Origin of the sequence: Sphingobium sp. AP50, assembly GCF_900109095.1 — a bacterium.
Taxonomy (GTDB): Bacteria; Pseudomonadota; Alphaproteobacteria; order Sphingomonadales; family Sphingomonadaceae; genus Sphingobium.
On record NZ_FNYZ01000009.1, the window covers coordinates 169084 to 191264 of the forward strand.

The 22181-nt window shown below is 62.3% G+C and carries 7 protein-coding genes and 1 pseudogene; all 8 read right to left on the minus strand.

Annotated elements, in window-relative coordinates; translation table 11 throughout:
• The 8 genes and pseudogenes from BMY84_RS16030 to BMY84_RS16065 all read right to left on the minus strand — a co-directional run bounded on the left by BMY84_RS16030 (position 1) and on the right by BMY84_RS16065 (position 22180).
• Entirely contained in the window at positions 1–1320 is a 1320-nt protein-coding gene (locus BMY84_RS16030; protein ID WP_256215273.1) for a TolC family protein, read from the minus strand.
• 120 nt (positions 1321–1440) lie between these two features.
• Entirely contained in the window at positions 1441–10293 is an 8853-nt protein-coding gene (locus BMY84_RS30455) for a BapA/Bap/LapF family large adhesin (RefSeq protein WP_093085169.1), read from the minus strand.
• Complete coding sequence (locus BMY84_RS29210; protein ID WP_177204044.1) at positions 10290–15917, minus strand: hypothetical protein; 5628 nt, start codon at positions 15915–15917, stop codon at positions 10290–10292. The genes BMY84_RS30455 and BMY84_RS29210 overlap by 4 nt, the downstream gene beginning before the upstream one ends.
• Positions 15918–16038: 121 nt before the next feature.
• A pseudogene (locus BMY84_RS30830) lies at positions 16039–16356 on the minus strand (BapA prefix-like domain-containing protein); the annotation flags it as partial.
• A 424-nt stretch (positions 16357–16780) separates the two neighbouring features.
• The gene (locus tag BMY84_RS16050; protein ID WP_093085172.1) at positions 16781–18304 is read right to left on the minus strand and encodes a CRTAC1 family protein; all 1524 of its coding nucleotides are present in this window, start codon (positions 18302–18304) and stop codon (positions 16781–16783) included.
• A 29-nt stretch (positions 18305–18333) separates the two neighbouring features.
• Positions 18334–19575, minus strand: coding sequence for a dipeptidase (locus BMY84_RS16055; RefSeq protein WP_093085173.1), 1242 nt, complete (start codon positions 19573–19575; stop codon positions 18334–18336).
• Positions 19572–20063, minus strand: coding sequence for a hypothetical protein (locus BMY84_RS16060; RefSeq protein ID WP_093085175.1), 492 nt, complete (start codon positions 20061–20063; stop codon positions 19572–19574). Before BMY84_RS16060 ends, BMY84_RS16055 begins: the two co-directional genes overlap by 4 nt.
• A complete protein-coding gene (locus tag BMY84_RS16065) occupies positions 20063–22180 on the minus strand; it encodes a penicillin acylase family protein (protein WP_093085176.1) in 2118 nt (705 codons plus the stop codon). Before BMY84_RS16065 ends, BMY84_RS16060 begins: the two co-directional genes overlap by 1 nt.
• Position 22181: the final 1 nt, after the last annotated feature.

The following is a 22181-nucleotide window of genomic DNA, read 5'->3' on the forward strand; positions in this document are numbered from 1 at the left end:
TCACAGCGTCACCCCGCGCACCACCATGCCGGTCAGGTGAAAGGCCGAACGCACTCGCCCCGAACTGTAAAGACAGTCGAGTTCCAGCCGGCGCAGGTCATGGACCGTATTGGCCGCCTCCATCCGCACCTGCTGATATTCCTGTTCGGCGTTGAGCAGGTCGACCAGCGTGCGGGTGCCCATTTCCAGATATTGCATGCGATAGAGCTTGCCGGTTTCGCTCATATTGCCCTCCCGCGAAGACAGGGTCTTGAGCAGCGCGTTGAGGCTCTCAATCTGCTGCTGCGACTCCGACAGGCGCTGGGCCGTCTCGTTGCGGACTCGGTCCGTCGCTGCCTCCGCCGCATCCAGCGCATATTGGGCGCCTCGCACCCGCGCCTTGGTGATTCCGCCGCCGAAGACATTGTTGGTGACGTTCAGGCCGATCGTATAGGCACTGCGCCGGTCCGACAGGGGATCGGATACGTCGATCGTCCCTGTCCCGCCGATCGAGATAGTCGGCAACTGCTCTGCCTTGCTGCGGCGCAGATCGGCCCTGGCCTGATCCTTGCGCGCTTCAGCAGCCATAACTGCCGGGACATCATTCCAGTCGACCGTTGGCTGGCGGCAGGCGGCCATCAGCCACCCCGGCACATCCTTGTCCACGGTCCCGGCGGGCGCCGGGCGGCCGAGCAGAAAGGCCAGATTGCTGGACCAGCGACGGCGAACGGCCTCGATCTGCGACAGGGTGGCCATCACTGCCTCGACACGGGCAAGCGCCTGTAATCCGTCGGACTGGGTCGCAGCGCCCTTGGTCACGCGGTTGTCGACCAGATCGCTGATGGCGCGGACGCGGTCCAGTTGCTCGATTGCGATCTGGTGCAACGCCTCGCCCCGTTGCACCTCGATCATCGCATAGCCGGTGTCGCGAACCAGATCATCGACCGCGCTCAAAAGTTGCGCCTGCCCGATCCGTACGCCCGCCCAGGCGGACTCGACGGCGCTGGACACCTTCCCGAAATCATAGATCATCTGGGATGCGCTGATCTGCGGCCGCGGACGCCAGGAACTGGTCAGGCGACTGTCATAGCCAGTGGCGACGCCCGCGCTGATCTGGGGCGAATAGCCCGCGCGTGCCACATCAACCTCGGTCCCGCGCGCGTTGAGTTCGCCGGCCACCTCGCTCAGCACAGGGTGCCAGGCGACAGCCTCTCGGGCGGCCTCTTCCAGAGTCACCCGATCTGCGGGATTCGCTACCGCCCCGGCCGATACGTTCAGCATCGCGCCAAAGGCAAGTAGATAGAACTTGCCGCCATGGAACCTTGTTTCCATCCCGGTCATATCCTCATCCGTTTATGATGAGAATGATTTCCATTGGTTACGAACAAGCTAACACATGGATTTTAATATTATTCCGTCATCGCAACGGATAAAATTACATAATTTTATTTGTAAATTACATCAAAATTGATGTCCATTATTCTGATTATTTTTGTCGATATCGTCAGGAGTTGCCAGATAGGATAGCGGATCCTCAGGCAAATCTACCGGTGTAAGATCAGCGCTAGCCGGCACAGGAGCGGCGCCTTCGACCGGATCAGCCTGCTCGGACGATGGCTGACTATCAAGATAGGCCGACAGCACATCTTCCAAAGCACCCTGCCCTTCGAACATCTGATAGGCCAGTTCGCCCAGCACTTCATCCGAGACAACCGTGCCGGATGGATCAGTGTCCGCCGTCGTTGCATCCTGCATATTGTCGGACGGATCGACCAGATCGGATTGCGTCGCCGCGAGGATCAGGTCACCGCTCGAAAGCGATGCGATCTCGTCGGACGACGCCGGTTCATCCGTCGTGGGTGCCGTCTGATCGGACGATGCAGTGGCGGCGGCATGACTATCATCGCTGGCCACCACCGTATCTTCGACCAGCAGACTTGTCTGCTCGACCGACATCAGCGCCGATGCCGATCCGCTGGCAACATTGATCGTCACGTCCAGCGTGGCCGTTGCCGACACGCCATTGGGCTGCACGATCTGATAGGTGAAGCTATCCACCAGATTGACGGTCGAATGCGCGATCGTCGTTCCCGGCGTATAGCTATAATGCCCCGTCTCGTTCACGGTCAGCTTGCCATAAGTGCCGTTGATCACGATCGGCGTTTCGCCCACCTCGACAAAGCCGGTGCCGGTGCCCACCTTCACCGTGGCGAAGGCCGTACCCGTCGTGTCATTGGCCAGCAACTCACCCTGCGTACCCGTCACACCGGACACGCTATACTGGTCGAGATGGGTTATCGTCTCGCCGATATAGACGGTCGTGTTGTAGGTCAGACCCAGCGTATTGGTACTGGACACGGTATAGGTGTAATTGCCCGCTGGCAGATCCTCGAACGTATGGCTGATGCCCGATCCCAGCGGCAATCCGGCAATGGCCGTCGCCGTATAGGTGCCCACCACAGCGTTCGCCGCATTGCGCACCGTGATCGTGTAACTCGGCAACACCGCGATCGTGCCGGCCCGGATCACCGTGATGGTGATGTCTGCCAGGCTGTTGGACGCGACCGAGAAGCTGTCGCTGCCCGACCGGGTTGCCAGCGTCGGCGTGCTGAAGCTGAACTCCTGCGCCGTCGGCACTGTCGTCACGACATTCTGATACTGGACGGCCGCCGTTGCAATGTCATGATTGGCGATCGGTGCGGCGGTAATATCGTCGCTGCCGATGGAGATGATCAGATTGGCCGTCTCCGTTTCGCCGTCGCTCCGGTCGATCAGTTGATATTGGAAGATGTCGGTCTTCCCGATCGCTGCGGCACTGGCGGACGGCGTATAGCTGTAGCTGCCGTCCAGATTGATCACCAGTCGACCAAAGGCGCCGTTGACGACCGTGCCATCGGCATTGACCGCCGTTGTCACGCCATTGACCGTAACGCTTTGAATTTGCGTCTGCGGGCTGACGATGTCGACATGACCGTCGGCGCTGGGATCGGTGATGACATTGCCGTGGATCTGCTGGGGCACGATGCCGCCGATATCGGTGAAGTCGAGATCAGTGCCCGTTACATGCAGTTCCCCTATCAGACCCAGGCCAAGCGTGCCTTCAAAAGCGGCAAAGGCCCGATATTGCCCCGGCCCCAGCGTTTCCGTGCTGACCAGATTGCCGTTCAGCAGGGTGAGTTGCACCAGCGATACGCCGCTGCCGCCATTTACAGCGACCCATTGCGATCCGTTCCAGCGCTGCACCGCGACGGTATAGCCGCTGAGCGCACCGATGGTGAGCGTCGCATCATAGGTGAAGACCGCGTTGAAGCTATGGCCGTCCGCTACGGTAAAGCCGACGCTCGGCGTTCCCAGAACCTGTAGGTTAAGGTTCAGCAGGTCTAGCGACACGAGCGCCGTATAGTTGGCCGTGCCATGGTTGACCGATGTCGATACCGGCAACAGGTCGATCAGGGCGATCGCGCTATTGTCGAACGCGGCGATGTCGAACGGGGCGCCGACTGTGGCGGCGATCGACGGGTTGCCGGCCAGATCGGTCTGCGTCACGGTCAGATTTTCGCCGCCAATCTGCGGGCTGGACAGGGTGACGGAGAAATGACCGTCGGTACCGACCTGCGCCGTTCCGATCAGCGTGCCATTGCCGTCCCGCACCCGGACCGTCGCCCCCGCTTCGCCGATACCGGTCAGCGTCAGGCCGGTCGCATCGACCGCCAGATTGGCCGGCGCAGGCGGCGGGGTGATATCCGGCGCCACTATGCTGGTCTGGGCCGACACATTGCCCGCCGGATCGGTCTGGATGATCCCGACGGTTTCGCCATTGGCCTGCGCCTGGGTCAGCGTCACGCTATAGCTGCCATTCGCCGCGACGACCGCGCTGCCGATGATGACGCCGGCGGCGTTGGTGATCGTCACGGTGGCACCTGCCTCACCCACGCCGGTTACGACCGTACCGGTGCCGGAGATCGCCGCCGTCGGGGCATCGGGCGGGGTATGATCGGGAGCCGTCACGCCGACATTGGCCGAGGCGTTGCCCGCCGCATCCGACTGGCCGACGCTCAGTTGCTGGCCGTTGAGTTGCGCCGCATTCAGAGTCACGCTGTAGCTGCCATTGGCGGCCACCAAGGCGCTGCCAAGGACTGATCCATCGGCGGCGCGTACGGTGATTGTCGCACCGGCTTCACCCTGACCGGTCACTATTCCGCCATTGGCGGAAATGGCAGCCGTCGGGGCGGCAGGCGGCGTCGTATCCGGTGCGATCAAGGCCACCTCAGTCGAGCCATTGCCTGCGGCATCCACCTGAATCAGGCTCAGTCTCTCACCATTGGTCTGCGCCGTGGGCAGCGTCGCGCTATAGCTGCCATCAGCCGCAACGATCGCCGTGATCAGCAACACACCCGCCGCATTGCTGATGCGGATGGTCGCACCCGGTTCACCGGTGCCGGTCACGATCGTCCCGCCGATCGAGACGGCTCCGGTCGGTGCGGCGGGTGGCGTGCTATCCGGCGCGGCAACCGAAGCCACCGGCGACAAATTGCCCGCGACATCCCGCTGGGTAATGCCCAGCGTCTCGCCATTCACCTGCGGCGTGCTCAGCGTCACGCTGTAGCTGCCATTGGCGGCGACGACGGCGGTGCCGATGACCGTGCCCAAGGGGTCGGTCACATTGATCGTCGCGCCAGCTTCCCCTGTACCGTTCACGGTCAGGCCGTCGGGCGTCACCGCACCGGTCGGCGCGGCAGGCGGCGTGATATCGGGCGCCAATGTCGGCACGCTGGGCGAGATATTGCCGGCAGGGTCAGCCTGCACGATGCCCAGCGTCTCGCCATTCACCTGTGGCGTGGTCAGCGTCACGCTGTAGCTGCCATCACCCGCGACCGTCGCCGTGCCGATGATCGTACCAGCCGGATCGGTGATGCTGATCGTCGCACCAGCCTCGCCCGTGCCGATCACCATTGTACCGTCAGGCGTAACGCTGCCGGTCGGGGCCGCCGGCGGGGTAACATCCGGCGCGATCAGATCGACCTCGGCCGAAGCATTGCCTGCCGTATCGGTCTGGATCAGGCCCAGCGTCTCGCCATTGAGCTGTGGCGTGGTCAGCGTCGCGACATAGCTGCCATTGGCGCCAACGATTGCCGTTCCGATGACGGTACCCGTCGGATCGGTGATGCTGATCGTCGCGCCCGCTTCACCCGTGCCCGTAACGGTCGCGCCATCCGACGCAACCGTGCCGGTGGGCGCATCCGGAGCAGTCGTGTCAGGCGCCACAATCGGCAATTGCGGCGACACATTGCCCGCAGCGTCGGACTGGACCAGCGTCAAGGCTTCGCCATTGGTCTGCGCCGGCGTCAGGGTGACGCTATAGCTGCCATTGCCCGCGACCGTAGCGGTGCCCAGCACCGTCCCCGCGGCATTGGTGACGCTGATCGTGGCACCAGCTTCGCCTGTGCCATTGATCACGGCACCATCGCCACGGATCGTGCCGGTGGGCGCGATGGGGGCCGTGCTGTCAGGCGCGATCAGATCGACTTCCGCCGACGGATTCCCGGCGCCGTCCGTCTGAATGATGCCCAGCACTTCCCCGTTCAGTTGCGGCGTCGCCAGGGACAGCGAATAGCTGCCATTGGCGCTAACGATCGCCGTGCCGATCACGACACCGGCAGGATCGGTGATGCTGATCGTCGCGCCGACCTCACCGGTGCCGGTCACCACGATGCCATCGGAAGCCACCGTGCCGGTCGGCGCAGTGGGCGCCGTGATATCCGGCGCTGTAATCGGCAGGGTCGGCGATATATTGCCAGCAACATCGGTCTGGACCAACGACAACGCCTGCCCATTGGCCTGCTGCGTGGTCAGCGTTACCGAATAGGTGCCATTGGCCGCAACGACGCCAGTACCCAGCAAGGTACCGCCGGCATCAGTGATGCTTATCGTCGCACCAGCCTCACCCGTACCGCTTATGATCGCGCCGTTCGGCGTGATCGTGCCGGTCGGCGCATCGGGCGCGGTGATGTCCGGCGCAACCACATCGACTTCGGCAGACGGATTCCCGGCGCCATCGGTCTGGATCACGCCCAGCGTCTCGCCATTCACCTGCGGGCTCGCCAGGGTCACGACATAGCTGCCATTGGCACCGACGACCGCCGTACCCACTATGGTGCCGGCCGCGTTCGTGATGCTGATCGTCGCACCGGCCTCACCCGATCCGATAACGGCCGTGCCGTCCGGCGTAACCGTACCCGTCGGCGCGTCAGGCGCCGTAATATCGGGCGCCGTGATAGTGGCGGTGGGGGACAGATTCCCGGCGCTATCCGCCTGAACGAGCGTCAGCGTTTCGCCATTGGCCTGCGACGGAGTGAGGGCAACGCTATAGCTGCCATTCGCGGCAACCGTCGTCGTACCCAGCACCGTTCCTGCTGCATTGGTGACGGTGATCGTCGCCCCGGCCTCGCCAGTACCCGTCACCGCTGCGCCATCGCCAGTCACCGCGCCCAGCGGCGCATCGGGCGCCGTCAGGTCAGGCGTCACCACGATCGCAGGACCGGATTCATTGCCCGTCGCGTCGCTCTGCGTAACGCGGAGCGAGGTGCCATCGGCCTGGGCCGGCGACAGCATCACCACATAATGGCCCTGCCCGTCGACGGTCGCGGTGCCGACCACCGCGCCGTCGGCGTCGCGCACGGTCACGGTCGCACCCTTCTCGCCCGAACCGTTCACGACCGCACCCGTCGCATCGATCTGCGCCGTCGGTATGGCGGGCGGCGTGATGTCCGGGGCCGTCACGACTACCGGCACGGAAGACAAGCCGTCCGTATCGGTCTGGATGACGACCAGAGTCTCGCCATTGGCCTGCGCCGGGTCCAGCGTGACGCTGTAGCTGCCATCAGCCTCTACGATTGCGGAACCAAGCGGCACGCCGCCAGGGCCAGTGACCGTCACCGTCGCCCCCGCTTCGCCGGTACCGGTCACGGCCACGCCACCTGCCGTCACGATGGCCGTCACCGGATCGGGTGCGTCGGGCGTGTTCAGATTGGGCGCAGTCACCGGCAGTTCTGCCGATTCATTGCCGGCAAGATCGCTCTGCACGACCGTCAGCGGCTCGCCATGGACCTGCGCAGGCGTCAGCGCGCTGCTCCAGTTGCCATCCGGATCCACCGTTGCCGTGCCGATCTCCACACCGGACGGATCGCGAACGCTGATGGTCGCGCCCACCTCGCCCGTGCCGGTCATCGACGCGCCGTCGCCCGCGATGATCGCCGTCGGCGGTTCGGGGGCGGTCAGGTCCGGCGCCGTCAGATTGATCGGCGCAGAGACATTGTTCGCCGCGTCAAGCTGGGTCACGGTCAAGGGCTGGCTGTCCACCTGCGGCGGCGTCAGCATGACCGTGTAATTGCCCTGGGCATTGACGATGCCAGTACCCAGCAAACTATTGTCAGCCGCGCGTACCTCGATGGTCGATCCGGCGATGCCAACGCCAGTCACAACCGCACCGCTAGCATCGATCGTGGCTGAAGGTGCCGGCGGCGGGGTGAAGTCGGGCGCGGTCACGCTGATCCCGGTCGACACATTGCCGGCCAGATCGCTCTGGACGATGCCCAGCACCTGTCCATCGACCAGCGCCGGGTCAAACAGCACCACATAGTCGCCGTCGCCATCCACGATCGCCGTGCCGATCACCGTGCCACTGGCATCCGTGACGCTGATGCTTGCGCCAGCCTCACCGGTGCCGCTGATCGACCCGCCATTGGCCGCGATCACGCCGGTCGGCGCATCAGGCGCAGTCAGGTCCGGCGCTACGATCGGTGTCGGATCGGACACATTGCCGGCGCCATCCACCTGAGTCACCGCCAATGCTTCGCCATCCACCTGCGGCGTATTGAGCGTCACGGTATAGTTGCCCTGCGCATCGACAATGCCAGTACCCAGCAACGTCCCATCGGCTGCACGCACTTCGATCGTCGATCCCGCAACGCCTTCGCCCGTGATCACCGATCCCGTCACCACCGTACCGGTGCCATCGATCGCGGCCGTAGGCGCAGGCGGCGGCGTGAAATCAGGCGCGGTCACGCTGATCCCGGTCGACACATTGCCGGCCAGATCGCTCTGGACGATCCCCAGCACCTGTCCATCGACCAGCGCCGGGTCAAACAGCACCACATAGTCGCCGTCGCCATCCACGATCGCCGTGCCGATCACCGTGCCACTGGCATCCGTGACGCTGATGCTTGCGCCAGCCTCACCGGTGCCGCTGATCGACCCGCCATTGGCCGCGATCACGCCGGTCGGCGCATCGGGCGCCGTCAGGTCTGGCGCAACGATCGGTGTCGGATCGGACACATTGCCCGCGCCATCCACCTGCGTCACTGCCAGCGCTTCGCCATCCACCTGCGGCGTATTGAGCGTCACGGTATAGTTGCCCTGCGCATCGACAATGCCGCTGCCCAGCAGCGTCCCATCGACCGCACGCACCTCGATCGTCGATCCCGCAACGCCCTCGCCCGTGATCACCGATCCCGTCACCACCGTACCGGTGCCGTCAATCTCTGCCGTAGGCGCAGGCGGCGGCGTGAAATCAGGCGCGGTCACGCTGATCCCGGTCGACACATTGCCGGCCAGATCGCTCTGGACGATCCCCAGCACCTGTCCATCGACCAGCGCCGGGTCAAACAGCACCACATAGTCGCCGTCGCCATCCACGATCGCCGTGCCGATCACCGTGCCACTGGCATCCGTGACGCTGATCGTCGCACCGGCCTCACCGGTGCCACTGATCGATCCGCCGTTGGCCGCGATCACGCCGGTTGGCGCATCGGGCGCAGTCAGGTCCGGCGCTACGATCGGTGTCGGATCGGACACATTGCCCGCCCCATCCACCTGCGTCACCGCCAGCGCTTCGCCATCCACCTGCGGCGTATTCAAGGTGACGGTATAATTGCCCTGCGCATCGACAATGCCAGTGCCCAGCAGCGTCCCATCGGCTGCACGCACCTCGATCGTCGATCCAGCAACGCCTTCGCCCGTGATCACCGATCCCGTCACAACAGTACCGGTGCCGTCAATTTGTGCCGTAGGTGCAGGCGGCGGGGTAAAGTCGGGCGCGGTCACGCTGATCCCGGTGGACACATTGCCGGCCAGATCGCTCTGAACGATGCCCAGCACCTGTCCATCGACCAGCGCCGGATCGAACAAGACCACATAGTCGCCGTCGCCATCCACGATCGCCGTGCCGATCACCGTGCCACTGGCGTCGGTAACGCTGATCGTCGCACCGGCCTCACCGGTCCCACTGATAGATCCGCCATTGGCCGCGATCACGCCGGTCGGCGCATCGGGCGCAGTCAGGTCCGGTGCCACGATCGGTGTCGGATCGGACTCGTTGCCAGCACCATCGGTCAGCGTGACAGACAGTGCTTCGCCATTCGTCAGCGGCGGATTGAGCGTGATACTGAAGCTGCCGTCGGGACGAACCGTGCCGCTGCCCAGCAGGCCACCCAGCGAATCGCGCACTTCGACACTGGCGCCAATTTCGCCTGTACCAGTTACCGCGATTCCGTCAGCCGTCACACTCGCGACCGGCCCGACCGGCGCATCGAGATCGGGCGCGCTGATGACGGTCGGCGGGGATGCATTGTCGGCAGAATCCGACTGAATAACCGTCAGCAACTGGCCATTGGCCTGCGCCGTGTCCAGCGGTGCGGAATAGCTGCCGTCACCCAGCGCAATCGTCGTTCCGATCAGGACGCCAGCAGCATCGAAGATGCGAACCGTAGCCCCGGCTTCGGCCGTGCCGATAACCGTCAGCCCATCACCCGTGACCAGAGCTGTCGGTGCCAGCGGCGCAGTGCCATCCGGCGCGATGAGTTCGACAGGATCGGAAACATTGCCCGCCCCATCCGTCTGCCGCACGGTCAACGTCTCGCCATTATTCTGGGGCGTGCTCAGCGCCACCTGGAAATTACCATCGCTGCCAACCTGGGCCGTTCCCAGCACCCCGCCAGCCGCATCATAAACCGTGATCAGTGCGCCAGCCTCGCCCGTTCCGGTAACACTGTTCGTGCCGTCCAGCACGGCATCCGGTGCCGCAGGAGGAGTCAGATCAGGCGCGATAGCAAGCGTCGGCGAGGAAATATTACCAGCCGCATCGATCTGCGTAACGCTGACCGTCTCGCCATTGTCGAGCGCCGTTCCCAGGACAATCGCATAATTTCCATCGCCATCTGCTGAACCAGTCCCAAGCAGATTGCCGTCCGCATCGCGAATCTCGATCGTCGCATTGGCCTCGGCCGTGCCGGACAAGATCGTGCCCGTCGCATTCAACCGGGCAATCGGCGGCGACGGTGCGTCGGTATCAGCATCTGCGTCTGCATCGGCATCTGCGTCTGCGTCTGCGTCTGCGTCAGCGTCAGCGTCAGCGTCAGCATCGGCATCGGCATCAGCGTCCGCATCTGCATCAGCGTCCGCATCTGCATCTGCATCTGCATCTGCATCTGCATCGGCATCGGCATCGGCATCGGCATCGGCATCGGCATCTGCATCTGCATCTGCATCTGCATCGGCATCTGCATCAGCATCTGCGTCAGCATCTGCATCCGCGTCAGCATCTGCATCGGCATCAGCATCAGCATCAGCGTCTGCATCAGCGTCCGCATCGGCATCTGCATCTGCATCTGCATCAGCGTCCGCATCGGCATCTGCATCTGCATCTGCATCAGCATCTGCGTCAGCATCTGCATCCGCGTCAGCATCTGCATCGGCATCGGCATCAGCATCAGCATCAGCATCCGCGTCTGCATCAGCGTCCGCATCGGCATCTGCATCTGCATCTGCATCAGCATCTGCATCTGCATCCGCGTCAGCATCAGCATCTGCATCTGCATCTGCGTCCGCATCCGCATCCGCATCTGCGTCAGCGTCTGCATCGGCATCCGCATCGGCATCTGCATCAGCGTCAGCATCTGCATCTGCATCTGCATCAGCGTCCGCATCTGCGTCAGCATCAGCATCAGCATCAGCATCAGCATCTGCATCAGCGTCAGCGTCCGCATCAGCGTCTGCATCTGCGTCAGCGTCAGCGTCAGCGTCAGCGTCAGCATCGGCATCCGCATCTGCATCTGCATCGGCATCTGCATCTGCATCAGCATCCGCGTCCGCATCTGCATCGGCATCCGCGTCCGCGTCCGCATCGGCATCCGCGTCAGCGTCAGCGTCAGCATCTGCGTCTGCATCAGCGTCTGCATCAGCGTCAGCATCTGCATCAGCGTCCGCATCAGCATCAGCGTCCGCATCAGCGTCCGCATCGGCATCAGCGTCCGCATCCGCATCAGCATCAGCGTCAGCATCAGCGTCCGCATCCGCATCTGCATCAGCGTCCGCATCCGCGTCAGCGTCAGCATCTGCGTCTGCATCCGCGTCAGCATCTGCATCGGCATCAGCGTCCGCATCAGCATCAGCATCAGCGTCTGCATCTGCATCGGCATCGGCATCTGCATCCGCGTCAGCGTCAGCGTCAGCATCCGCATCCGCATCGGCATCAGCGTCCGCATCGGCATCTGCGTCCGCATCCGCATCCGCATCTGCGTCAGCGTCTGCATCGGCATCCGCATCGGCATCTGCATCGGCATCTGCATCCGCGTCAGCGTCAGCATCTGCGTCTGCATCAGCGTCAGCGTCCGCATCTGCATCAGCATCAGCATCAGCATCTGCATCTGCATCAGCGTCAGCGTCAGCGTCAGCGTCAGCGTCAGCGTCAGCATCTGCATCTGCATCTGCATCAGCATCAGCATCTGCATCTGCATCTGCATCTGCATCTGCATCAGCGTCAGCATCTGCGTCAGCATCAGCATCAGCATCTGCATCAGAGTCAGCGTCAGCGTCCGCATCAGCGTCTGCATCTGCGTCAGCGTCAGCGTCAGCGTCAGCGTCAGCATCGGCATCGGCATCCGCATCTGCATCGGCATCTGCATCAGCATCGGCATCCGCGTCCGCATCTGCATCTGCATCGGCATCGGCATCCGCGTCCGCGTCCGCATCGGCATCCGCGTCAGCGTCAGCATCTGCGTCTGCATCAGCGTCAGCGTCTGCATCAGCGTCAGCGTCAGCGTCAGCGTCTGCATCAGCGTCAGCATCAGCATCAGCGTCCGCATCTGCATCTGCATCAGCATCAGCATCAGCATCAGCGTCAGCATCAGCATCAGCGTCAGCATCAGCATCAGCATCAGCGTCCGCATCAGCGTCCGCATCTGCATCTGCATCTGCATCAGCGTCCGCATCGGCATCGGCATCTGCGTCCGCATCCGCGTCAGCGTCAGCATCTGCATCTGCATCTGCGTCTGCGTCTGCATCCGCGTCAGCATCTGCATCGGCATCAGCGTCCGCATCAGCATCAGCGTCTGCATCTGCATCTGCATCTGCATCTGCATCTGCATCTGCATCCGCGTCAGCGTCAGCGTCAGCGTCAGCGTCAGCATCCGCATCGGCATCGGCATCAGCGTCCGCATCGGCATCGGCATCTGCGTCCGCATCTGCGTCAGCGTCTGCATCTGCATCCGCGTCAGCGTCAGCATCTGCGTCTGCATCAGCGTCAGCGTCAGCGTCAGCGTCAGCATCTGCATCAGCGTCCGCATCTGCGTCAGCGTCAGCGTCAGCATCAGCATCTGCATCTGCATCTGCATCTGCATCTGCATCTGCATCAGCGTCAGCGTCCGCATCAGCGTCTGCATCTGCGTCAGCGTCAGCGTCAGCGTCAGCATCGGCATCCGCATCTGCATCGGCATCTGCATCTGCATCAGCATCGGCATCCGCGTCCGCATCTGCATCGGCATCGGCATCGGCATCCGCGTCCGCGTCCGCATCGGCATCCGCGTCAGCGTCAGCATCTGCGTCTGCATCAGCGTCAGCGTCTGCATCAGCGTCAGCATCTGCATCAGCGTCCGCATCAGCATCAGCGTCCGCATCAGCGTCCGCATCTGCATCAGCGTCCGCATCCGCATCAGCATCAGCGTCAGCATCAGCATCAGCGTCAGCATCAGCGTCCGCATCCGCATCCGCATCGGCATCTGCATCTGCATCAGCGTCCGCATCCGCGTCAGCGTCAGCATCTGCGTCTGCGTCTGCATCTGCATCGGCATCTGCATCCGCGTCAGCGTCAGCGTCAGCGTCAGCATCCGCATCGGCATCAGCGTCCGCATCGGCATCTGCGTCCGCATCCGCATCCGCATCCGCATCTGCGTCAGCGTCTGCATCGGCATCCGCATCGGCATCTGCATCCGCGTCAGCGTCAGCATCTGCGTCTGCATCAGCGTCAGCGTCCGCATCTGCATCAGCATCAGCATCAGCATCAGCATCAGCATCAGCGTCAGCGTCAGCGTCAGCGTCAGCGTCAGCATCGGCATCTGCATCTGCATCTGCATCTGCATCTGCATCAGCGTCAGCATCTGCATCTGCATCTGCATCTGCGTCAGCATCTGCATCTGCATCTGCATCAGCGTCCGCATCTGCGTCAGCATCAGCATCAGCATCTGCATCAGCGTCAGCGTCAGCGTCCGCATCAGCGTCTGCATCTGCGTCAGCGTCAGCGTCAGCATCGGCATCCGCATCTGCATCTGCATCAGCATCAGCATCGGCATCCGCGTCCGCATCTGCATCGGCATCGGCATCGGCATCCGCGTCCGCGTCCGCATCGGCATCCGCGTCAGCATCAGCATCAGCGTCAGCATCAGCATCAGCGTCCGCATCAGCGTCCGCATCTGCATCTGCATCAGCGTCCGCATCTGCATCTGCATCTGCATCTGCATCAGCGTCCGCATCCGCGTCAGCGTCAGCATCTGCATCTGCATCCGCGTCAGCATCTGCATCGGCATCAGCGTCCGCATCAGCATCAGCGTCTGCATCTGCATCTGCATCTGCATCCGCGTCAGCGTCAGCGTCAGCGTCAGCATCCGCATCGGCATCAGCGTCCGCATCGGCATCGGCATCTGCGTCAGCGTCTGCATCGGCATCCGCATCGGCATCCGCGTCAGCGTCAGCATCTGCGTCTGCATCAGCGTCAGCATCTGCATCAGCGTCCGCATCTGCGTCAGCGTCAGCGTCAGCATCTGCATCTGCATCTGCATCAGCGTCAGCGTCAGCGTCCGCATCAGCGTCTGCGTCAGCGTCAGCGTCAGCGTCAGCGTCAGCGTCAGCATCCGCATCGGCATCGGCATCGGCATCGGCATCGGCATCTGCATCTGCATCTGCATCTGCATCAGCGTCAGCGTCAGCGTCAGCGTCAGCGTCAGCATCTGCATCAGCGTCCGCATCTGCGTCAGCATCAGCATCAGCATCTGCATCTGCATCTGCATCTGCATCAGCGTCAGCGTCCGCATCAGCGTCTGCATCTGCGTCAGCGTCAGCGTCAGCGTCAGCATCCGCATCGGCATCGGCATCTGCATCTGCATCAGCATCTGCATCTGCGTCAGCGTCAGCGTCAGCATCCGCATCGGCATCTGCGTCTGCATCAGCGTCCGCATCGGCATCAGCATCAGCATCAGCATCAGCATCAGCATCAGCATCCGCGTCAGCATCGGCATCAGCATCAGCATCAGCATCAGCATCAGCATCAGCATCTGCGTCCGCATCCGCATCGGCATCGGCATCCGCGTCTGCATCAGCGTCAGCATCGGCATCGGCATCTGCATCTGCATCTGCATCTGCATCTGCATCTGCATCTGCATCTGCATCTGCATCGGCATCTGCATCTGCATCTGCATCGGCATCCGCGTCCGCATCGGCATCTGCATCAGCGTCTGCATCTGCATCCGCGTCAGCATCTGCATCTGCATCTGCATCTGCATCGGCATCCGCGTCAGCGTCAGCATCTGCATCGGCGTCCGCATCAGCATCAGCATCAGCATCAGCATCAGCATCAGCATCAGCATCAGCATCAGCATCCGCATCCGCATCCGCATCCGCATCTGCATCTGCATCAGCATCAGCATCAGCATCAGCATCTGCATCAGCATCTGCATCTGCATCTGCATCCGCATCTGCATCGGCATCGGCATCCGCATCGGCATCAGCGTCCGCATCGGCATCTGCATCCGCGTCAGCGTCAGCGTCTGCATCAGCATCTGCATCCGCGTCAGCGTCAGCATCTGCATCGGCGTCCGCATCAGCATCAGCATCAGCATCTGCATCTGCATCTGCATCTGCATCAGCATCAGCATCTGCATCTGCATCTGCATCTGCATCTGCATCTGCATCCGCATCGGCATCGGCATCCGCGTCAGCATCTGCGTCTGCATCAGCGTCAGCGTCAGCGTCAGCGTCAGCGTCAGCGTCAGCGTCAGCGTCAGCGTCAGCATCTGCATCAGCGTCCGCATCTGCGTCAGCATCAGCATCAGCATCTGCATCTGCATCTGCATCAGCGTCAGCGTCAGCGTCCGCATCAGCGTCTGCATCTGCGTCAGCGTCAGCGTCAGCGTCAGCGTCAGCATCGGCATCTGCATCTGCATCAGCATCTGCATCTGCATCGGCATCGGCATCCGCATCGGCATCGGCATCTGCATCTGCATCTGCATCTGCATCCGCGTCAGCGTCAGCGTCAGCATCTGCATCTGCATCTGCATCTGCGTCTGCATCCGCATCTGCATCGGCATCGGCATCCGCGTCTGCATCAGCGTCCGCATCGGCATCAGCATCAGCATCAGCATCGGCATCGGCATCAGCGTCAGCGTCAGCGTCAGCGTCCGCATCTGCATCTGCATCAGCATCAGCGTCAGCGTCAGCATCAGCGTCAGCATCAGCATCAGCATCAGCATCAGCATCAGCATCAGCATCCGCATCCGCATCCGCATCTGCATCGGCATCCGCGTCTGCATCAGCGTCCGCATCGGCATCAGCGTCCGCATCTGCATCTGCATCTGCATCTGCATCTGCATCTGCATCACTATCATCCCGATCATCAGCGGTGGCAGCGAGGCCTGCCATGCCGACACCGCTGATGAGGACAGGCAGAACAAGTGCCGATGCGGGCGCTCCACCACCGGCTGCGGCGATCAGATCGTCAATGTCGTCCAGGATCGAGAAATGGGGAGAGCGGCTTCCCGATCGGGCAAGCCATTGCGTACCTTCATCGTCACGCAGGACCAGATTGTTATCGACGCCATCAAAATGCTGGTAGAAATTCTCGATTCTAATGATCTGGCCATCTTTGAGCCGGATGAGCAGCGCGTTGTCACTCTGTTCAAAAGCAGAGATGGCATCGGGGCTCAAATCCAGCCTGACAATGCTGGGATGGTCCAATCGGATGGCTTCAACTGAAGTCTGCGCGACTGCGCCCGTCATTTTGTCGATAATCTCAGCGGCCATCGTCGATCCCTTTTTCCTCCCTGATGCAGCCATTGACGTGGGACTGCGCAGGGGATCGCCGCGCGTTCTTCAAGACGTCAAAAGAGCCCGCAGCGCCCGAACAAACGGCGGTGGCTACAGGTTGATGCAAGGATTCCGATTTCGGATTCGATTTTTCAGATCGGCCGGAACAAAGGGCCTGCTTCACATCTGTCGGCAATATATTCAGCCGATCATTTGGAACCGGACGAGCAGTTGCTGGGCTAACCGAAGCACGGCAGGGACCAGAATATTACTGCTTATGCAGCCTTCGAGCAGCCGACAGCCCTGCTCCGGCATATAAGACGGAGCAGATTTCGCGAACATGCTTGTCAGCCAGACGCCCGAGCTGGCTGACAAGTCATGCAGTTCTGATGGTCAAGACGACGTGGCCCGGAACGCCCGGACTGGTCAGTTCCTGCCATTCACGCCGATGGGTTCAGTTTTTCTGCTGAACCGTCAGCACCTTCGCCTTATAATCGGCGGGGCGAACGTTGTTGAGCCACTGCACCTTGCGCCCCTTGGCCGTCAGCCAGGTGACGGCCACCGAAACCTTGTCCATGGACTTGAGGCCAAAGTGCAGCGGCGTCACGCTCTGCGCGCCATAGCCGCCACCGGTCGAAACCATGCGGGTCGCCAGTACGCGCTTCTTGCTGTCGTACAGGCGAATTTCGGTGCCAGGCTTGGCGGGACGCCCCTTTGCATCCAGCGGCATGATGTTGATCGCGCGCGCGGCCTGCGCGGCGGGCATGACGTTGCGGAAGATGAAATGGCCGCCGACCGCGCTGTAACCGTGCGTCACGGTCAGGTCGATCGCGCCGTCGCCGTCATAATCCACCCATTCCACGCCATGGTCGCCATCGTTCAGGATCGGATATTGGTCGATCACATTGACGAAGCGCTTGCCGCCTTCATTGTGGAAGAGCGAGACAGCCGGCACCTGATTGGGCGTCTTGCCATGATAGGAGGTTATATAGAGATCGAGGAAACCGTCATTATCATAGTCGCCCCAGGATGCGCCGACGGCATGATTCTCGACATCGACGCCCATCTGCGCCGCGACATTGATGAAGCCGCCCTTGCCGTCATTCTTCCACAGGACATTCTTGCCATAATTGGGCACGAAGATGTCGAGCAGGCCGTCATTGTCGAAATCGCCCACGGCACAGCCGACGCCGCCATCTTCCTTCCCGCGACCGGGCATGTCCATGCCCAGCTTGGGCGCGACATCGACGAAGCGGTCGCCCTCATTATGGTAGAGGGAGTCGGTCTTGCCCGACTGGTTGGCCAGGAACAGGTCGAGCTTGCCGTCCTGATCATAATCCAGCCAGCAGGCGCCCACGGTCGATTTGAACACGGTCGGGTCCGTGTCGGCCATGATCTGGCTGAAAGCGCCGCCATCATTGCGATAGAGGCGGTTCTTGCCGATGCGGTCGGTGGCGTAGAGGTCGAGTTTCCCGTCATTGTCGACGTCGATCCAGTTATTCTGGCGCGACGCGCGACCGGGATTGACCATGGTCAGGCCGACCTTCTCCGCCACATTCTCGAACCTTTTGCCTTCGATATTGCGGAACAGCGCGCTCGGCTTGTCGGGCAGGGAGGAGCCGGCGAACAGGTCCAGCCAGCCGTCCCCGTCATAATCGGCCCAGCTGATCGCACGGAATTCACCGCCCGCGGTCGGAAGGCCCATCGCTTCCCCAACCCGCACGAACGTCCCGTTGTCGTTGCGATAGAGATGGATCGCGCCGCTCTTCATCGTGACCGCGAAGTCGAGGTCGCCATCCTTGTCGAAATCGGCCCAGGCGTTGGAGAGCGATCCCGCCTCATCGAACAGGTCGCGCTGGATCGCCTCGAAATGCTGACCGGTTTCGGGGGCCTGCGCAATGGCGGGCGCACCCGCGATCGCCGCGCCCGACAGGAGCAGCAGGGCCAGTTTCGCGCGCATCGTGCTGGAGCTATTCACGGCAGTTCCTCTTTATCGTCGCAATTGGGTCAGTTGGTGAAGGGGATGGCAGGGACGGTGCCGGGTTCTGCGCCGACCTGCGCCGCGCGCAGCACGCGCAAGGCGTTGCCGCCCCACAGGCCGGCAATATCCTCGGCCTTATAGCCCGCCTTGAGCAGCGCAGCCGTGACCTTGGGGAAGTCGGTAATGTCGCGGAATCCCTCGATCCCGCCGCCGCCGTCAAAGTCGCCGCTGATGCCGATATGGTCGATCCCGACCAGCTTGATGGCATGCAGGATATGCTTCATCAGATCATCGAAGGTCGCCTGCGGGACCGGCCATCTGGCGTCGATTTCCTTGCGCCTGGCAATCAGGTCGCGCCGTTCCTGCGCGCTCATATTGGCCCGCGACATGAAACCCGCCATCAGTTCCTTGAGCGCCGCCTCGCGCTCCGGAATCTTGGGCGTCGCGATCATATAGGCGTTGAAGGCGTTGATCTGGATGACGCCGCCCTTCTCCGCGATCAGCTTGGCTTCCGCATCAGGAATGTTGCGCGGATGATCGAACACGCCGCGCATGCCCGAATGCGACAGGATGATCGGCGCCTTGGACAGGGCCACCGTCTGGCGCACCACTGCATCGGACGCATGCGACAGGTCGATCAGGATGCCAAGCCGATTGGCCTCCGCCACATAGGCCTTGCCAGCGGGGGACAGGCCATTCCATTCCGGCTTATCCGTCGAACTATCGGCCAGATCATTATTCTTCGTGTGCACCGGGCTCATCATCGTGACGCCCAGGCTGCGGAAGGCGGACATCAAGCTGATGTCACGCTCGAACGGATAGCCATTCTCCATGCTCAGGAACACGAAGCGCTTGCCCTGCTTCACCGCTGCTTCGGCGTCATCGGCGGTGATGGCGAGCGAGAATGTATCGGCATGTTTGGCGATCATCTCGCGAATCTGCACGCCACGCCGGATAGCGAAGTCGCGCGCCGCGCGGTCGCCTTCGGACGTGCGCGGGCCGGACGCGGTGAAGATGGCGAAGAAGCCGCCATCCACGCCGCCGTCGATCATGCGGGGCAGGTCGACCTGATCGCCATCGGTCGCCTCGACATGCCGGTCCATGATATTCCATTCCGGCCGCCCCAGATTGGCGGGCGTATCGAAATGGGTGTCGAGCACGATCATGCCCTCATGCGCCTTGCGGGCATCAGGCGCAGCCGCCGTGGCAGCCCCGGCCGCCATCAGCGCAAGACCGGCCACCGTGATTTTCAGCAAGGCGGATGTCATTTCTCGACCCGTTCGAAGGTTTCGAGGAACGCCTTGGACACGCCATCGGGCGCCTTGCCCACGCCCCAGCGGGTCAGCGTCTTCCCGTCTTCGGAAAACTGCCAATATTGGCCGACGATCACATCGCCATCCTTGTTTTCCAGCATCTGGAACTGGCGCGGCCCCAACTGCTTCATCCGCACCTGATTATAGCGCGGTTTGCCCGGCAGCGGCGTGATGCTGTCATCCAGCGCCACATGGAAGCTGTTGCCGTGCACCTGCCCCTTGTTGCTGTCGTTGGCCGATTTATAGTCCATGCCCGAAGCCGTGAACGTCACTTCGATCGTCAGGCTGAAATTCTTCGGGAACTGGTCGTTGCTCCAGAAGCTCTTGGCATGGACCGAATGATAGCTGCCGGTCAGGGCGCTATTGTCATAGGGTTCGGCGAAGGCGGGCGCAGAAGCGCCCGCCAGCAATGCGGCACAGGCCGTCAGGATCATGCCGCGCATCAGAAGGCCGTCCTGTCTTCGACATGGGCTTCCACATCCTTGCGGTCGATCCACAGGGTGCGCAGCTTGCCTTCCGACAGATGTTGCAGCTGATCGCCCATATGTTTTGATCCGGGCTGGCTGGAACTGCCATAGCTCATCAGGCCCTGCGCCTTTAGGGGGGTCGAAAACTCGATCATCGCGACCCAGGTTTCGCCCGCGCGCGGCTTGCGCTCGCCATTCTTCATCGGCTCCCAGGTGATGGTGCGGAAGATGCCGGTATTGCCAAAGCCGCCATTGCCCGGAAGGCTGGTATTCCCCACGCGGAAGCGGGACACTTCGCCATAGGGGCGGTCGACCGCGCCATAAAGCTCCTTGGTCTTGGCGACGGCCTGCTTCAGCATCGCGACGGCAGCGGCCGGGTCCTTCAGCCCCCGCGGCGTCTGGAGGGGATCGTCGATCGACCATTTCACCGCATAGTTGCGCTGGTCGGTGAAGTTATTGGGCGAGAAGATCGATGCCCAGGTCTCGAACAGCAACGCGCCGCGCGCATCGGCTGTATCGCGATGGTCCCACGCCTTGAGCAGGTTGATCGCCTTGCGGACGTCAGGATCGCTATTGCCCTGCGCCGCCCGTTCCAGTTCCGGGATCATCCGGTCGGCCATCAGCGAACGCATTTCATGCTTCTTGGCGACAAATTCCTCGAAGCTGAATTTGGGGCCTTCGCTCAGCAGCTTGACCGACATTTGCGCGCGCTGGCTGACCGGGCCGACATTGGCGACATAGGCCGGGAATTTCTTGGGATCGAGCACGCGCGGCCAGGTCGACAGCCATGGCGGATCATTGGCGTTCTGGACGAAGCCGGACACTGGATCGAGCACCTTGGGCATCTCGTCATAGCTGTGCACATCGGTCCACAGCGTCTTCGACGTGTCGCCCGCCACCGGCTTCGACCACATCTTTACGTCGCCCTCGGCATGCTTGGGCAGGATGCCGTTGTCGAGATAGAGGATATGCCCGCCACGGTCGGCATAGACGATGTTGAACATCGGCACCTGCATCTGGCGCAGCGCCTTTTCAAAGCCCGCCCAGTCATGGGCCTTGCCCATGTCCAGATATTGCTGGAGCACGCCGGGGCGATCCAGCCCCGCGACCTTGACCGCGATCGTCGTCTTGCCGCCGGGCAGGTCGAATACCGGACCCTGCACCGCATAGCGCTGGGTGAAGGTCACGGTCTTGAGCGAGCCATTGGCCTGTTTGACCTTGTAGCTCTTCTGCGCGGTCTTGAACGGCAGCGTCTTGCCGTCGAAGCTGTAGCCGCCATCGGTCAGGGTCAGGGCAAAGCTGCTGTACCCCAGCATGGTGTTCACCGTGTTGGTGAAGCCCAGATCATTGTTGAAGCCGAAGCGCATCACCGGCAGGCCGACCTGCGTCGCGCCATAGATGGCCATGCCCGGCGCATTGATATGCGCCTCCATATAGGTCAGCGGACCCGGCTCCCAGGGCAAATGCGGGTTGGCCAGCAGCATCGCATTGCCGCTCTTCGTGCGCGAAGGCGCGACGGCCCAGGCGTTGGACCCGCCCGCTTCGTTAGTTTCCGGATTGACCAGCACCCGGCGGTCGGACGCGATATATTGGAAGTTCATGAGCTTGTGAGCATGCGTCATGATATCGACGCCGGTCAGCGGCAGAACCTGACGAACTTCAGGATCGATCTTGTTGATGTTCGCCTTGGCATAGGCGTTCACGCCGGCGGCAAAGGCATCCAGGTTCGACCGCATCTGCGGCGTCTGCTGCTTGTACCAGGCAAGGCCGCGTGCCGGCACATCATTGCCGATCAGCCACTCATCCTGCTTGGCGAATTTTTCGCCCCAATATTCGGCCGCCTTCGCACGGGATTCCCCGTACATGCGCAGCAGAATGTCACCATGATTATGCGCCTGCGCATAGCCAAAGCCATAGAAGGCGCCCGCCTCCGTCTTGCCATAGACATGGGGCACGCCGAAGCTGTCCCACAATATCTCGCCGCCGCCGAAGCTGCTTTTCGATTGGGCCTGCACCCCGCTGCCCATGGGGACCGAAGCCCCCACGGCCAGCGTTGCCAGAGCCAGCGTCAGTCCCGCTGATACCGAACGCATT

Coding starts and splice junctions, on each gene's coding strand:
- BMY84_RS29210 (WP_177204044.1), bottom strand. CDS start 15,917: ATGATCGGGATGATAGTGATGCAGATGCAGATGCAGATGCAGATGCAG.
- BMY84_RS16065 (WP_093085176.1), bottom strand. CDS start 22,180: ATGCGTTCGGTATCAGCGGGACTGACGCTGGCTCTGGCAACGCTGGCC.
- BMY84_RS16055 (WP_093085173.1), bottom strand. CDS start 19,575: ATGACATCCGCCTTGCTGAAAATCACGGTGGCCGGTCTTGCGCTGATG.
- BMY84_RS16060 (WP_093085175.1), bottom strand. CDS start 20,063: ATGCGCGGCATGATCCTGACGGCCTGTGCCGCATTGCTGGCGGGCGCT.
- BMY84_RS16030 (WP_256215273.1), bottom strand. CDS start 1,320: ATGACCGGGATGGAAACAAGGTTCCATGGCGGCAAGTTCTATCTACTT.